13 protein-coding genes are annotated in these 14322 nt (G+C 65.9%); 12 read left to right on the top strand and 1 reads right to left on the bottom strand.

Going from position 1 to position 14322, the window contains the following annotated elements; translation table 11 throughout:
- Positions 1 to 6: 6 nt before the first annotated feature.
- The gene (locus tag AC3WQZ_RS13630; RefSeq protein WP_010813920.1) at positions 7 to 780 is read left to right on the top strand and encodes an ABC transporter permease; all 774 of its coding nucleotides are present in this window, start codon (positions 7 to 9) and stop codon (positions 778 to 780) included.
- A 7-nt stretch (positions 781 to 787) separates the two neighbouring features.
- Here AC3WQZ_RS13630 and AC3WQZ_RS13625 read toward each other — a convergent pair whose 3' ends face one another.
- The gene (locus tag AC3WQZ_RS13625; protein WP_492300727.1) at positions 788 to 1558 is read right to left on the bottom strand and encodes a GntR family transcriptional regulator; all 771 of its coding nucleotides are present in this window, start codon (positions 1556 to 1558) and stop codon (positions 788 to 790) included.
- 203 nt (positions 1559 to 1761) lie between these two features.
- On the opposite strand from AC3WQZ_RS13625, the gene AC3WQZ_RS13620 reads away from it, so the two are divergent.
- The 11 genes from AC3WQZ_RS13620 to AC3WQZ_RS13570 all read left to right on the top strand — a co-directional run bounded on the left by AC3WQZ_RS13620 (position 1762) and on the right by AC3WQZ_RS13570 (position 14303).
- Complete coding sequence (locus AC3WQZ_RS13620; protein ID WP_492300725.1) at positions 1762 to 3261, top strand: class I adenylate-forming enzyme family protein; 1500 nt, start codon at positions 1762 to 1764, stop codon at positions 3259 to 3261.
- Positions 3258 to 4046, top strand: coding sequence for a citryl-CoA lyase (locus AC3WQZ_RS13615; protein ID WP_492300724.1), 789 nt, complete (start codon positions 3258 to 3260; stop codon positions 4044 to 4046). Before AC3WQZ_RS13620 ends, AC3WQZ_RS13615 begins: the two co-directional genes overlap by 4 nt.
- A gap of 57 nt (positions 4047 to 4103) precedes the next feature.
- Entirely contained in the window at positions 4104 to 5063 is a 960-nt protein-coding gene (locus AC3WQZ_RS13610; RefSeq protein ID WP_492300723.1) for a VOC family protein, read from the top strand.
- A 65-nt stretch (positions 5064 to 5128) separates the two neighbouring features.
- A complete protein-coding gene (locus tag AC3WQZ_RS13605) occupies positions 5129 to 5788 on the top strand; it encodes an alpha/beta hydrolase (protein WP_492300722.1) in 660 nt (219 codons plus the stop codon).
- Positions 5789 to 5806: 18 nt separating this feature from the next.
- Positions 5807 to 6865 carry a maleylacetate reductase gene (locus tag AC3WQZ_RS13600; RefSeq protein ID WP_492300721.1) on the top strand — a complete coding sequence of 353 codons (1059 nt, stop codon included), beginning with the start codon at positions 5807 to 5809 and terminating at the stop codon, positions 6863 to 6865.
- A 90-nt stretch (positions 6866 to 6955) separates the two neighbouring features.
- Positions 6956 to 7300 (top strand): YciI family protein, encoded by a 345-nt coding sequence (locus AC3WQZ_RS13595; RefSeq protein WP_492300720.1) that lies wholly within the window; start codon positions 6956 to 6958, stop codon positions 7298 to 7300.
- A 138-nt stretch (positions 7301 to 7438) separates the two neighbouring features.
- Positions 7439 to 8404, top strand: a complete 966-nt coding sequence (locus AC3WQZ_RS13590) for a YCF48-related protein (RefSeq protein WP_492300719.1) — start codon at positions 7439 to 7441, stop codon at positions 8402 to 8404.
- 40 nt (positions 8405 to 8444) lie between these two features.
- Positions 8445 to 10838, top strand: a complete 2394-nt coding sequence (locus AC3WQZ_RS13585; RefSeq protein WP_492300718.1) for an efflux RND transporter permease subunit — start codon at positions 8445 to 8447, stop codon at positions 10836 to 10838.
- A 49-nt stretch (positions 10839 to 10887) separates the two neighbouring features.
- The gene (locus AC3WQZ_RS13580) at positions 10888 to 12480 is read left to right on the top strand and encodes a DUF1302 family protein (protein WP_492300717.1); all 1593 of its coding nucleotides are present in this window, start codon (positions 10888 to 10890) and stop codon (positions 12478 to 12480) included.
- Between the two features lie 24 nt (positions 12481 to 12504).
- A complete protein-coding gene (locus tag AC3WQZ_RS13575; protein ID WP_492300716.1) occupies positions 12505 to 13755 on the top strand; it encodes a DUF1329 domain-containing protein in 1251 nt (416 codons plus the stop codon).
- Positions 13756 to 13844: 89 nt separating this feature from the next.
- A complete protein-coding gene (locus AC3WQZ_RS13570; RefSeq protein ID WP_492300715.1) occupies positions 13845 to 14303 on the top strand; it encodes a nuclear transport factor 2 family protein in 459 nt (152 codons plus the stop codon).
- The last annotated feature ends 19 nt before the right edge of the window (positions 14304 to 14322 follow it).

Below are 14322 nucleotides of genomic sequence, written 5' to 3'. Positions count from 1 at the left end.
GCTACCATGATGACTCTCACTTCCGCGCAGGAGCGCCGCGTGCAGCGCGTGGCGCCCTGGCTGCTGCTGGCCGCGGTGCTGCTGCTGTGGCAGGGCGCGTGCATGGCCTTCGGCGTGTCCGACTTTATCCTGCCGACACCATCGGCGATCGTGGCCTCGCTGGTGGAATATGCCGACGTGATCGCCGGCCATGCGTGGCGCACCTTCTGGACCACCATGGTGGGCTTCGGCGTGGCCATCGCCGTGGGCGTGCTGCTGGGGCTGGCAATGGGCTCGTCACGGCTGCTCTATGCCGCCAGCTATCCGCTGATGACGGCCTTCAACGCGCTGCCCAAGGCCGCCTTCGTGCCGATCCTGGTGGTGTGGTTCGGCCTGGGCGCGGGTCCGGCCATCCTGACCGCGTTCCTGATCTCGTTCTTCCCGATCATGGTCAATATCGCCACCGGGCTGGCCACGCTGGAGCCGGAACTGGAGGACGTGCTGCGCGTGCTCGGCGCCAAACGGCGCGACGTGTTGTTCAAGGTCGGTCTGCCACGCGCCATGCCGTATTTCTTCGCCTCGCTGAAGGTGGCGATCACGCTGGCCTTTGTCGGCACCACGGTGTCGGAGATGAACGCCGCCAACGAGGGCATCGGCTACCTGCTGGTGTCGGCCGGCTCGGCTATGAAGATGCCGCTGGCCTTTGCCGGGCTGGTGGTGATCGCGGTGATGGCGATGGCGATGTACGAGCTGTTTGCGGTGGTCGAGAAGCGCATGACCGGCTGGGCCCACCGAGGCTAGCCATGCTTCAGCTGCCGGCCTGCGTCAACTGGTAGCTCGTGCAATAGCTGAAGCGGCTGGCCGGATGGACACCGGTGGTCACGACAATGGCCTGTTCACGCAGGAAATAAGTCCGGGTGATGCGCAGCCCGGCCGATTTGTCGGGAACCTGCAAGGCCTTTGCCTGAGCGCCTTCGATCAGCCAGCCTTCCACTTTCTGCTCGACGCGGGTGATCTTGATCCCGTACTGCTTCTCGACCATCGTGTACACCGGCACGTCCAGGGTCTCGCCGAGCTGGGACAGGGCACCATATGTGCCGTCGACGTAGATGTCGACCAGCGCAATCGGCTCGAGGGCGGGCGGGCAGCCATAGCGCGTGCCGGCAATGTGGAGCCACGCGGCGCCGGGCGCGCAGCGCAGCAGTGCCGCCAGGGCTTCATCAGCCTGGATGGTGCTGCTTCCTGAGGTGCGCAGCGTCGTGCCCTTGGCGTAGCTGACCAGGTCGGCCGGAGAGTCCATGACCTGCATGAAGCGGCTCTGCGGCCGGTCCGCGATCACGCGCGTGCCCACGCCTGCTTGCCGGGTCACCATGCCGAGGCTGGTCAGCTTCTGCACGGCCTGACGCACCGCGTACCGGCTCAGATTCCACCTTTCGCACAATTCGGCCTCGGTCGGCAGCAGTTCGCCGACCGATGGGCGGCCGCCGATGATTTCCTGCATCAATGTGCGTGCCAGGTCCAGGTGGCGCGGGGTGTTGGCGGCCAGCGCGGCCGCGTAGGCGTCGGTGTCGTCTTGCATGCTTTCAGGCGCTTTCAGAGTCGCTTCATGGTCGGGAGGCAGCGGAACTGGCTGCCTCCAGCCTTTTGCCAATGCTAGCACGGGCGGCAGGGTTTTTCCTAATATTCGAATGTTCGAACAAACTTCTATAGTTCGAGCCATTGAAGGGCGGGCGAGCCGTTTTTCGCCTCGATGCCGTCCTTGTTCCCTGGAGATTCCCAAGCATGTATCCCATCGACTTCCTGTGGCGCGCCGCCCACCGCTATCCCGGCCGGGTGGCCATCATCGGCCCCGCCGGCGAGCTGTCGTTCCGGGCGCTGGCAGACATGGTGCTGCAGCGCGCCGCCGCACTCACCGCGATCGACCCGGCGCCGCGCAGCCGGGTCTGCGTCGGGGCCGCGAACACGGTTGACCACCTGGTGGCGATCCTGGCAATCCTGGCCGCCGGCAAGGTGTGGATACCGCTGAACCCGCGCAACGGCGATCCCGAGCTGCACCGCATCGTTGATTTCGTCGAGCCGTCGCTAGTGCTGGCCGATGCCGAGATGGCGGCGCGGCTGGTGGGCATCACCGCGCCAGTGCGTCCGCTGGCAGACCTCGCTTGCCATGCGGGTGACGTCAACACGGTCATGATGGGACCCCACGGGCGCGGTGGTGTCCCCCTCGACGCCGCGCAGGCGATCAAGTTCACCGGCGGCTCGACGGGGTTCCCCAAGGGCGTGATCCAGCCGCTGCGCGCCTGGAACGCAAACATCGCCACCCAGATCCATGAACTGGGCCTGACGCCGGATGACCGTTACCTGGTGGCCGCGCCGATCACGCACGGCACCTCGACCTACATGCTGCCGTTGCTGGGCGCTGGCGGCGCATTGATCTTTCCGGCGCACAACAAGGCGGCGGCATTGCTTGATGCGGCGCAGGCCCATGGCGCGACGCTGTTCTTCGCGCCCCCGACGCTGATTCTGTCGCTGGTGGAAGAGCAGCGCCGCGCGCCCCGTGGGCTGCATTCACTGCGCTACCTGGTCTACGGCGGCGCGCCGATGCGCCCGGAACAGATCCGCGATGCCCAGGCGGTGTTCGGTCCGATTCTCTGCACGTCCTTCGGCCAGACCGAGGCGCCGCAGATCATCACCTTCCTGCCGCCGGGCGACATGACCGGCCCCAACCTGGCTTCCGTCGGAAAGCCATCGCTGCTGACCCGGGTTGCCATCGTCGACAAGCACGGCAACGTGCTCAAGGCCGGGGAGGAGGGTGAAATCGCCGTGCGCGGCGACCTGGTGATGAGCGGCTACCTGAAGGCGGAGCAAGAGACCCGCAAGACGCTGGTCGACGGCTGGCTGCGCACGGGCGACGCCGGGGTCTTCGACGAGCGCGGCTACCTGTTCCTGCGCGACCGTATCCGTGACGTGATCATCACCGGCGGCTTCAATGTCTACCCCAGCGATGTCGAGGTGGTGCTGTCCGCGCACCCCGCCGTCGCCGACTGCTCGGTGGTCGGCATCCCCGATGCCAAGTGGGGCGAGGCCGTCCACGCGGCCGTGCAACTGCGCCCGGGCATGCGCGTCGACGCCGCCGACCTGATTGCGCTGGTCAAGCGCGAGCTGGGCTCGGTCAAGACGCCCAAGCAAGTACACCTCTTCGATGCGCTGCCGCGCAGTGCGGTGGGCAAGGTGCTGAAGCCCGCGGTCCGGGCAACCATCGTGGGCACCGGGAGCGCATCATGAGCCAGGCGCAAGCGGGCGCCGCGCCACGCACCAAGCTCTGCCACTACACCACGCAGGCGGTCTACTACGGCGACGATGACCTGGTGGGCGACCTGCTCGGCCAGGCCAGCTTTGTCGATGTCTTCATGAAGCAGACCTTCGGCAGCGCGCCGACCGCAGCCCAGCGCCGCATCGTCGAAGCGGTGCTGGTCACGCTGATGGAGCATGGCATGACGCCGAGTGCCATCGCCACGCGCATGATCTATGCGAGCTCGCCGGAAAACCTGCAGGCAGGTGTGGCGGCCGGCTTGCTTGCGGTGGCCAGCCAGTTCATCGGCACCATGGAGCCGGCCGCCGGCCTGCTTGACCAGATCGCGGCTGCCGGCGAGGCGGGCGCTGCCGAGGCGCAGCGCATTGCCCGGGACTACCGCGCCAGGCGCGAGGCGGTGCCTGGCTTTGGCCACCACCTGCACCGCCCGGACGATCCACGCGCCCTGGCCTTGCTGGCGCTGGCGCGCGAGCTTGGCACCCATGGCTCGCGCTGCGCCGCGCTGGCGCTGCTTGCCGCCGAGGTGGATGCTGCCGCCGGGCGCCATATCACCATCAACGCCACCGGTGCGATCGCCGCCGTGCTCGGCGACATCGGCATCCCGGCCAGGCTGATGCGCGGTTTCGCCGTGCTCAGCCGCACCGCTGGCCTGATCGCCCATATTGCCGAAGAGCAGCGCGAGCCATCGGGGCGGTTCATCTGGGACCTCGTTGACCACGCGATGACGCCCCCACATCCCGCGGACCAGCCACGCTGACGATCCCGGTACGGCCTTGCGCACCTTTTCCATCAGAAAACAGCAAGAGGAGACAACATGACACAAACGGACCAGTCCATTCAGCGCCATCACCACATCACGCTGAGCGTGGGTACCGCACAGGACGACTATGACTTCCACACCAAGGTGCTGTCGCTCAAGAGCGTGAAGAAGACGCTGATCTATGACGGCGGTACGCCGTTCTATCACCTGTACTACGGCAACGACGTCGGCGAGGAGAGCACCCTGATCACCTGCTTCCCGGTGGCGCATTTCGGGCGCAAGGGCAAGCGTGGCACGGGGCAGATCGGCAGCCTGGCGCTGTCGGTGCCGGTATCGGCGATTCCGTTCTGGGAGAAGCGCCTGGCCGACCATGGCTTCGAGGTCCGCCGTTCGGAACGGTTCGGGGAAACGGTGCTGGCCTTCGCGCATCCCTGCGGTGTCGAGTACGAGCTGATCGGCATTGCCGACGATGCTCGCAAGCCTTACTCCAACGGCGAAGTGCCGGCGGAGCTGGCCGTCCGCGGCCTGCATACGATCGCGGTCAATGTGCGGGAAATGGAGACTTCGCAGGAGTTCATGCAGACCGGCTGGTCGGGCCGCGAGGTGGCACGCGACGGCAAGTACACACGCTACGCATTTGGCGATGGCGGCTCCGGCAAGTTCGTCGACTATGCGCTCGAACCCGCCATGCCCCAGGCGAGCTGGACTTACGGCGAGGGTACGGTGCACCACTGCGCGTTCCAGGTCGAGGACCGCATGGTCCAGGACCTGGTCAAGGCCCGTCTCGAGGGGATGGGCCTGACCGATACCTCGGAGCGCAAGGACCGTGGGTATTTCGAGTCGATCTACGTGCGCACCCCCAGCGGTGCGATGTTCGAGGCCACGGTATCCAAGCCGGAAGCTTTCCTGATCGACGAGCCCTACGAACGCCTGGGCTCGGAGCTGAAAATCGCACCGCAGTTCGAGAGCCAGCGCGCCAGCATCCTGCAGTCGCTGGAAACCCTGAACTATTGAGAGAACGGGCCATGGCAGGGCCAACGCCCTGCCGCTCGCCCATCGCCCGTTATGCCGGGAAGACTATGCCTGACATCAATCCCCACATGCAGACGCCGCTGAGCGTGTTCGACGCGCCGGCCGGCAACGCGACGCTCGCCGCGATCCTGGTGCATGGGCGCGGCCAGTCCCCCGCGCTGATGCGCGAGCTGCTGGTCAGCCGCATCAGCCACCCCGGGGTCGCATGGTTCGCGCCGCTGGCGGCGGACAATTCCTGGTACCCGGAGCGCTTCATTGCCCCCCTCGACACCAATGAGCCGAGGCTCTCGCAGGCGCTGGAGCGCATCGACGTCCTATCCGAGGCGCTACTGGCCATGGGCTTTCCTTACGCATCCCAGGTGCTGGTCGGGTTTTCACAGGGCGCTTGCCTCTGCAGCGAGTTCCTCTGGCGCCAGCGCCGCAGGTATGCGGGGCTGATCGCCTTTACCGGCGGACTGATCGGACCACCCGGCATGCCCCGCGACGGCTCGCATCGCGAACTCGAAGGTATGCCGGTGCTGTTCTCCACCTGGGACCAGGATCCGCATGTGCCCGCTGACAGCGTGCGCGAGTCGGCCTCATGGTTCAGCGCGGTCGGCGCCGACGTCACCCTCAAGGTGGAGCCGGGCAGCGAGCATGGCATCCGCGACGCGGAAATCGCCTATGCCAATACCCTCCTGGCGGCTTGCGCGCCGGGAACCTGTTGATCATCTGGAGCAGTCACCATGCAGTCATTCGTGCATGAATCCCGCGCTTGCCGCGTCGTCTTCGGCCGCGGCGCACGGCAACACCTTCCGCGCGAACTGGAGCAACTGGGGCTGCGGCGGGTGCTGGTGCTGACCACCCCGGAGCAGGTGGCGCTCGGCCAGCAAATCGCCGATCTCCTCGGGGACCGTTGCGTCGGCGTCTACGACGAAGCCGTGATGCATGTGCCCGCAGACGTCGCCCGCGCCGCGGTCCAAGCCGTGCATCGGGCTGGCGGCGATGGCTGCGTGGCCGTTGGCGGCGGCTCCACCATCGGCCTGGCCAAGGCGATCGCGCTCAACGCGGATTTGCCGATCATCGCCGTGCCGACGACCTATGCCGGCTCCGAGATGACGCCGCTCTACGCCATCACCGAGGGCGGTCTGAAACACGCCGGCCGCGACTGGCGCGTGGCGCCGCGCAGCGTTATCTACGATCCGGACCTGACGCTGACGCTGCCCCAGGGCCTCACCATGACCAGCGGCATGAATGCCATCGCCCATGCGGCCGAAGGCCTGTACGCAAGCGACGGCAACCCGGTTTACAGCCTGATGGCGGAGGAGGGCATCCGCGCCCTGGCCAGTGCGCTGACATGCCTGAAGCGCGCTCCCACGGATGCCGATGCGCGCGGCGACGCGCTGTACGGCGCCTGGCTGTGCGCCACCGTGCTGGGCAACCTGCGGATGGGTCTCCACCACAAGCTGTGCCATACGCTGGGTGGCAGCTTCAACCTGCCGCATGCGGAAGTCCACACCGTCATGCTGCCTTACGTGCTGGCCTACAACGCCGCATCGGCGCCGCAGGCGATGGCGCGCATTGCCCGCGCACTGGGTCGCGGGCCCGCCCCCGCCGGACTGCGCGAGCTGGGCGCGGCGCTTGGCGTGCCACGGTGCCTGCGCGAGATCGGCATGCCGGCGCACGGCCTCGATCATGCCGCGGACCTGGTAGTGCAGACGCCATATCCCAATCCGCGCCCGATCGAACGCGGGCAGGTCCGGGAGCTGTTGCAGCGAGCCTACGAAGGTGCCGATCCGGCCTGACCGGCGAGCCGGCTGAAAGAGGACACCCATCCTGATCCCATACCAGCGCGCAGGGTCCGATGACCGGGCGCCGCAGTGGAGTTACTTGCCATGCCATACATCATTCGCGGCTACTTCCGGCAGGACGTTGCGCAGGCGCGCCTCAAGCTTCGCCCTGACCATATCCGCCACATCCTGTCCAGGTTGCCGGAGATTGTCTGCGCCGGTGCGTTGTGCGGGGAGGATCAGCGTCCGCAAGGCCTGTTTCTCGCCGTCGGCTGCACTGGCAGAGAGCAGGCGCAATTACTGATCTCGGACGATCCGTACTGCCGCGCAGGCTTGTTCGAACGGATCGAGATCGAACCCTTCCTGCAATTCGTCCCGCATCCCAACCCGCGCATCCTGCACGAGGAACTGGAGCGCGCGCTGCAGAGCGCAACCATGGCTGCGCGATAAAACTGCCCGGCGCCGGCTAGCGTCCGCGTAGCCGCTGCGTATCCCCTTGAGCCTGCCATGCAGTGAAACCCTGCGGGGCGGAATTCGCCCGCGGCCGGCGCAGCCTAGCGCGGCCTATTCAGAGAGAAGACCTGAACCATGCAACGTATCAAACGCATCCTGCTATCCGGCTTGCCCGTGGCCATCATCGGCGGGCTTCTTTATGCCGGCTTGTTCGTCAAGCCCAAGCCGGCAGGCAAGCCCGTCGCGCAGCCGCTGGTGGAGCGCGGCGACGCCTTCTACGGCCTCGCCGTGCTGCCCGATGGCCGCATGTGGGCCGTGGGCACGAACGGGAAGATCCTGCACAGCGACGATGCGGGACAGGGCTGGCACATGCAGCGCACCGCCAGCCAGGAGACCTTGCAGGACATCGCCGCCTGGGATGCGCGTCGCGCGGTGGCGGTCGGCAATGAGGGCGTGGTCCTGACCACGGCCGACGCCGGCCTGACCTGGACCCCGGCGCAGGCACCCAGGTCAGCCATCAGCAACAAGCTGATGCGCGTCCATGTGAGCCAGGACGGCAGTGCGTGGGCGGTCGGCAGCGGCGGCGTGCTGCTGCGCTCGCGGGACTACGGCAAGCGCTGGGAGTCCGCGGCGCAGGGCGAGGACACCGCATGGAACGGCATCGCCTTCGACGGGCCGCGCGGCTGCGTGGTGGGCGAGTTCGGCCGCATCCGCATCACCGGCGATGCCGGCGAGCGCTGGACCAGCGTCGCCAGCCCGGTCAAGCACAGCCTGATGTCGGTCAGGTTCAGGGATTCCAGCCACGCCATTGCCGTGGGCCTCGGCGGAGCCGTGCTGGTCAGCGACAACGGCGGCGCCAGCTGGACGCAGGCCGCCAGGGCCACCGACGAGGACCTTCTCGACGTCGCCTGGGACGGCAGCCAATGGATCGCCGTGGGAGACAAGGGGGTGGTGCTGGTGGCCGGCCCGGATGCAGGCAGCTGGCGGCTGACGCGGTTCGAGCCGCTGGACCGCCGCTGGTACACGCGCGTGCAGCCGCACGGCGGCAAGTACTACGCCGCGGGCTCGCGCCTTGCCGTCAAGGAAGCGGCAGCCCTGTAGACGCATGGTCCAGGGACGACCGAAGAATATGGAGGAGAACATGAATACGACAGAACAGGGCAGACTCGAACGCTTCGTCGAGTCCTGCATACGCCGGCGGGCCTACGTAACCGGCATCTTCCTGCTGGTCACGGCAGTGATGCTGGTGGCCGCGCTGCGGGTGGAGGTCAGGACGGTCTTCGAAGACCTGCTGCCGCGCAGCCATCCTTATATCCAGGTCCATGAGCAGTACAAGCAAGCGTTCGGCGGCTCGAACGTGGTCAGCCTCGTGCTCGAGGCCGAGCAGGGCGACATCTTCAACACCGCGTTCCTCACCAAGGTGAAGTCGGTCACGTCTGCCCTGCAACAGGTGGACGGGGCGAACCAGTTCCAGATCGTTTCGCTGGCATCGCGCAAGCTCAAGGAAATCCGCGGCTCGACCGAGGCCATCGATTCCAGCCCGCTGATGTGGCCCGATGTCCCGCAGGACCAGTCGGGGCTGGAGGCCCTGAAGCAGGCCGTGCTGAATAATCCCCTGGTGTATGGCGCCTATGTCTCGAAGGACCTCAAGGCTGCGCTGGTCACGGTGGACTTCTATGAAGGCGCCGCCGACTACAACAAGATCTTTCCACAGGTGAAGGCGATCGCCGATGCCGCGCGCGGCGACGGCGTGCGGGTGCGCGTGACCGGCGAGCCCATCCTTTACGGCTGGGTCAACCACTTCCTGCCGGAGACGCTGCACATCTTCCTGCTGACGATCGGTTGCCTGGTGCTGCTGCTCTTCGTCATCGCCCGTACCTGGCGCGGCACGCTGCTGCCGCTGCTGGCGGGCCTGAGCAGTGCCATCTGGGCGCTCGGTGCCGCGCGCCTGCTGGGCTATAACCTGGATCCGCTGGTGATCGTGATCGCCTTCCTGATCACCGCGCGCGCCATCTCGCATTCGGTGCAACTGGTATCGCGCTTCGACGAAGAGCTTGCCGCCGGGGCGGATACCACGCGCGCGGCGGCCAAGGCCAGCATGCTGCAGCTGTTCAAGCCAGGCATGCTGGGCGTGGTGGCCGACGCGGGCTGCATGATCGTGGTGGTGCTGACGCCGATTCCGCTGATGCACAAGGTGTCAATCATCGGCACGGTGTGGGTGATGACGATCGCATTGAGTGCCTGCGTGATGACGCCGGTGCTGCTTTCGTGGGTGCACTACCCGCGCGGGTATGCCCATCGGCTGGATCTCGGGCCCGGCATCGACCGCATCCTGGGCGTCTGCGTGCGCAGCGCCACCTCGCGCTGGCGCTATGCAGTGCTGGCCGGGGCGGCGGCGGTGTTTGGCGTGTCGGCGTGGTACGCGACCCGTATCCAGGTGGGAGATGCCCAGCCTGGCTCACCCATCCTCTGGCAGGACTCTGCCTACAACCGCGATGCGGCGGCCATCAACCGGCAGTTCCAGGGCGCTGACCGGCTGTACGCGGTGTTCGCGGGGCACCAGCCCAACGCGGTCAAGTCGCCCGCGGTGCTCGCGAGCATGGCGGGCATGCAGCGCTACATGGCGGCCCAGCCAGAGATCGGCGGCAGCGCGTCGATCGCGGACGTGATCCCGATGGTGCGCCGCGTACTGAACGAGAACAACCCGCGCTACCAGGAGCTCGGCCGCACGGCACAGGAGAACGGCGAGCTGATGTACATGTTCGTGTCGGGTTCCGATCCCGGCGACATGGCGCGCTTCACTGATGCCCAGGCCCGGGATGCATCGGTGACGTTCCACTTCCGCGACCACCAGGGCGAGAGCATCCGCACCGCAATGGCGCGGCTCAAGGCCTACGTCGATGCCCATCCGCTGGCAGAGGGCAGCTACCGCCTGGCGGGCGGCCTGGTCGGGGTGCTGGCTGCGGTCAACGAGGTGATTCTCGCCGGCCAGATCGAAAGCATCGCACTGGCCTTGCTGGTGTTGGTGATCTGCTGCGCGGTCGCCTACCGCTCGGTCACGGCGGGCATCTTCTTCATGGTGCCGGTGATCCTGTCCAACACCATCACCTTCAGCTACATGGCGTGGAAAGGCATCGGCATGAATCTCAGCACGCTGCCGGTGGCCGCGCTGGGTATTGGCCTCGGGGTCGACTACGCCTTCTACATCGTCGACGGCATCAAGGAAAAGATCGCCGAGGGCAAGGACCTGTCCGCGGCCACCATCGCCTCGCTGCTGGGCGCCGGCCGTGGCGTGGTCGTGACCGCGCTGACGCTGACCACCAGCGTCGTGCTCTGGTGTGCCTCCTCGCTGCGGTTCCAGGCCGATATGGGCGTGTTGATGGCGATCTGGCTTTTCGTCTCGGCGCTCAGTGCCCTGTTCATCATGCCGGCGATGGTGCTGGTGTTTCGGCCGGCATTCATCGTGAAGGCGGCAAGCCAGCGAACGGCGCCCGGCGGCCAGGATCTCGCCATGCGCGCAGTGCCCGAGGCCTAGCGCCTCGGCCAGCATAAGAAATAAAAGCAAACACCAACAGGAGGAGACCGTGACATTGAATTCTTGGGGAGAGCGGCGCATGAAGTCCGGCGCCGCAGGCCTGGCGCTGATGCTGCTGGCGGCGTCGCCAAACGCGCTCGCCGCGGATGCGGAAGAGGCTGGCGCGACGGCCGCGGCCAGCGCGGAAAGTGCCGACGGCGGCGACGGCAGATCAGATGACTACAGCTTCCGCCTGGGCGGCTATGCGCGCACGTGGGCCTCTTTCAATCTGCAGAATCCGCCGGAGACCAGCCGCAATGACCGGCTTTCGCCATCCATGCTGCGCGCGGCGCTGCTGCTCAATGCCGACGCGAAAACCGGACCGGTCACATGGAAGGTGGTCGGGCGGGCCGAAGGGGAGTACAAGACGCGATACCTGAAGGACCTGGAGCAACTGAATCGGTCAAACTCGCCAGGCGGGCCGGGCAGCCGGCTGATGGACCAGTATGACCGGGCCGACCTGCGCGAGTACTACATGGAGTTCGCGCCCGTTGAGCGGGTCAACTTCCGCATCGGCAAGCAGCAGGTCGTCTGGGGCGAGACCGATTTCTTCCGCGCCCTGGATCTCGTCAACGGCTTCGATTACCGCTGGCGCTCCTTCCTGGAGCGCGAAGGTGACGAACTGCGCAAGCCGTTGTTCCTGGTCAAGGCCAAGGTCAATGTGCCGGAGGCGGAAGGGAGCCTGCAATTGCTGTATCGGCCAGGCATCGACCGGAACCGGGACATCGGCAACAGCTACGATCTCTACGGCGGCCGCTGGGCGGGGCAGCCTTACAAGGGCGTCGACTTCCTGGCGCCCGGCGCGCTGAACTACAACTATCGCCACCCGGGAGCAAATGTCAGCGATCAGACCGGAGGCGTACGCTGGGAAGGGATCGCGGGACCGGTGAATTATTCGCTGGCCTACCTGAAGACTTTCAACAACGACCCGGTGGTGAACTCGGCATTCGCGCCCTCGGGTGCCGCGCCGACCGGCGCGCTCGGGGATTTCATCTTCCCCAAGATCGACCTGTTCGGCGCCACCGTCAGCGGCTATGTGCCCGCCATCGACTCCGTGCTGAGCACGGAGCTGGTCTACACGCGCAACGCGCCTTACAACATCGGCACCAACTTCTTTGGCGGTGCCCTGCCGGGCTTTGGCGGGATCATCAAGAAGGACGTGGTCACGACCATGTTCCGGATCGACAAGAGCCTGAACCTGACGAAGCTGCTGGGCACCAGCCGGCCGTCATTCTTCTCGGTCCAGGTGTTCGACAAATGGATCCAGAACTACAAGCGGTCGGACGACATCGTCAACCTGGTGGGCTATGGCGCGGCGGCCAAGGAGCACTCCACCATCGCCACGGTGATATTGGGGCTGAACTACAGGAACGACAAGATCAATCCGCAGCTTGCTGCGGGGGTGGACCTGCAGGGCCGCGGGGGCTTCCTGATCCCGAGCGTGGAGTTCGTCTACGGCGACCACTGGCGCCTGGTGCTGGAGGCGGATCTGTTCTTTTCCAAGAACAAACGTCAGCCCGGCCAGGTGGAGGGGTCGACGCGCCTGTTCGGCACCTTTGCCAACAATAGTCAGTTCCTGGCTCGCCTGACGCGACAGTTCTGACAATTCCAAGTAAGGAGACACATCATGTATCGCATCCAGAAGACACTCGCGCTGTGCATGCTTGCCGCGCTAGGCGGCACTTGCGCCGTCGCCGCTGAACTGCCCGCCGGCACGGTGATCGACAAGGCCAACATCGACAAGGTCAAGAACGACACCTTCGACGGCCACACCATTGCGAGCCTGCTGACCGAGAAGCTTGAATGGCAGATCCGCAATACCGGCCTGACGATTCCGCTTGGCCACGCCAAGCCCGTGCAGCTCGATCCCAAGTACCTTGAGGCGACCCGCAAGAACGCGGGCAAGGCGCAGTTCGATGAAAAGACGCGCGAGGTCACGGGTTGGGAGGCCGGCATTCCCTTCCCGCAAGTCAGCCAGAACGACCCCTTTGCCGGCGACAAGCTGATCTGGAACTTCTATTACGCCTCACCGGAAGGGGACGTCATCAACAACAAGGTCACCTTCCTGATGATCAGCGGCGACAAGGGCCTGGAGTCGACGCAGGACTGGGTGTTCCAGCGCTATTACATGAAGGGACGGCTCAGCGGCGACAAGCCGGTGCTGGGGGATGGCAGCGTGCTCAGCAAGACGCTGTTCGCCGCGACCGCGCCGGAGGATATCCGCGGGCTGGGCACGTTCACCATCCGCTATGACAGCCCGAAGGTGGAAGACAGCTGGGCCTATATCAAGTCGGCCCGGCGCACGCGGCGCCTGTCCGGGGGTGCGTGGATGGACCCGGTGGGCGGGCTCGATGTGCTGAACGACGACATCTACGTCTGGAACGCCAGGCCCTCGTGGTATCCGAAGATCAAGCTGGTGGGCAAGCGCTGGATCCTGGCGATTTCGGATGCCAGGCTCGGCTACACCCCTTCGAAGAAGGGGACGCCGGACGAATGGAAGACCGTGGACCTGAAGAACGCGCCGTACTGGAACCCGGTGCAGACCTGGCAACCGCGCGAGGTGTGGGTGATCGAAGGCACGCCGCCGGGCGAGCACCCGTACGGCAAGAAGGTGGTCTATATGGACGTGAACTATCCGCGCGTCTACATGGGCGAAGCCTATGACAAGAAGGGCGAGTTCTGGAAGTTCATCAACTTCCATATGACCCCGTCAGTGGGCGAGGACGGTACCAAGTACTCTTCTTCGATCCAGGGCGACATCATCGATTTCAAGGCGCGCCACGCTTCGATTTACATGTTCCGCGGCTACAAGCTCAATGAAGCGAAGATCAAGGAAGGCGACATGACCTACAGCGCGTTGGAGTCCATCGCCAAGTAACAAGCCGGCCTTCACAAGCGCGGCCCGGACCGCGCTTCTTCTGGTGCCAGGCCCGCCGGGGGGGCGTGCCGGCCAAGGATTCAGGGATCATGGAAATCAAGACAATGACGGATGAACAGCGCAAGGCGGTTGCGCTGGAGTATTTCAAGCGCATGGACCGCGGCGAGAGCGTGCTCGATCTCTTTGACGAGCATGCCGAGTTCTGCTTTCCCAAATGGGGAGTGGCGCACGGCCGCGCGCAGATCGAGCAGCTGTTCGGGGACCTGATGGGAATCCTGGAGTCGGTCCGCCATGATATCGCCCATGCCAACTTCATCCAGCAGGGCGACTTGCTGGTGGTGGAGGGCACTTCGGCCGGAAGCCTCAAGAGCGGCGAGACCTGGCGCGCGGACGTCACCCACGCCGGGCGCTGGTGCGATGTGTTCGAAATCCGCGACTTCCGCATCCAGCGCTGCTATGTCTACCTGGACCCTGACTACGGCGGGCAGGATGTCGGGCGCTATCCGTGGCTGCGCCAGCGGCACGAGGGCAAGGGCGGGGCAGCGTAGTCCGCCGTGCTCCCCGGGG

Source organism: Cupriavidus sp. FW305-26 (genome assembly GCF_058787975.1).
Note: the sequence above shows the minus strand (reverse complement) of the source record. Positions and strands in the feature narration are given on the sequence as shown.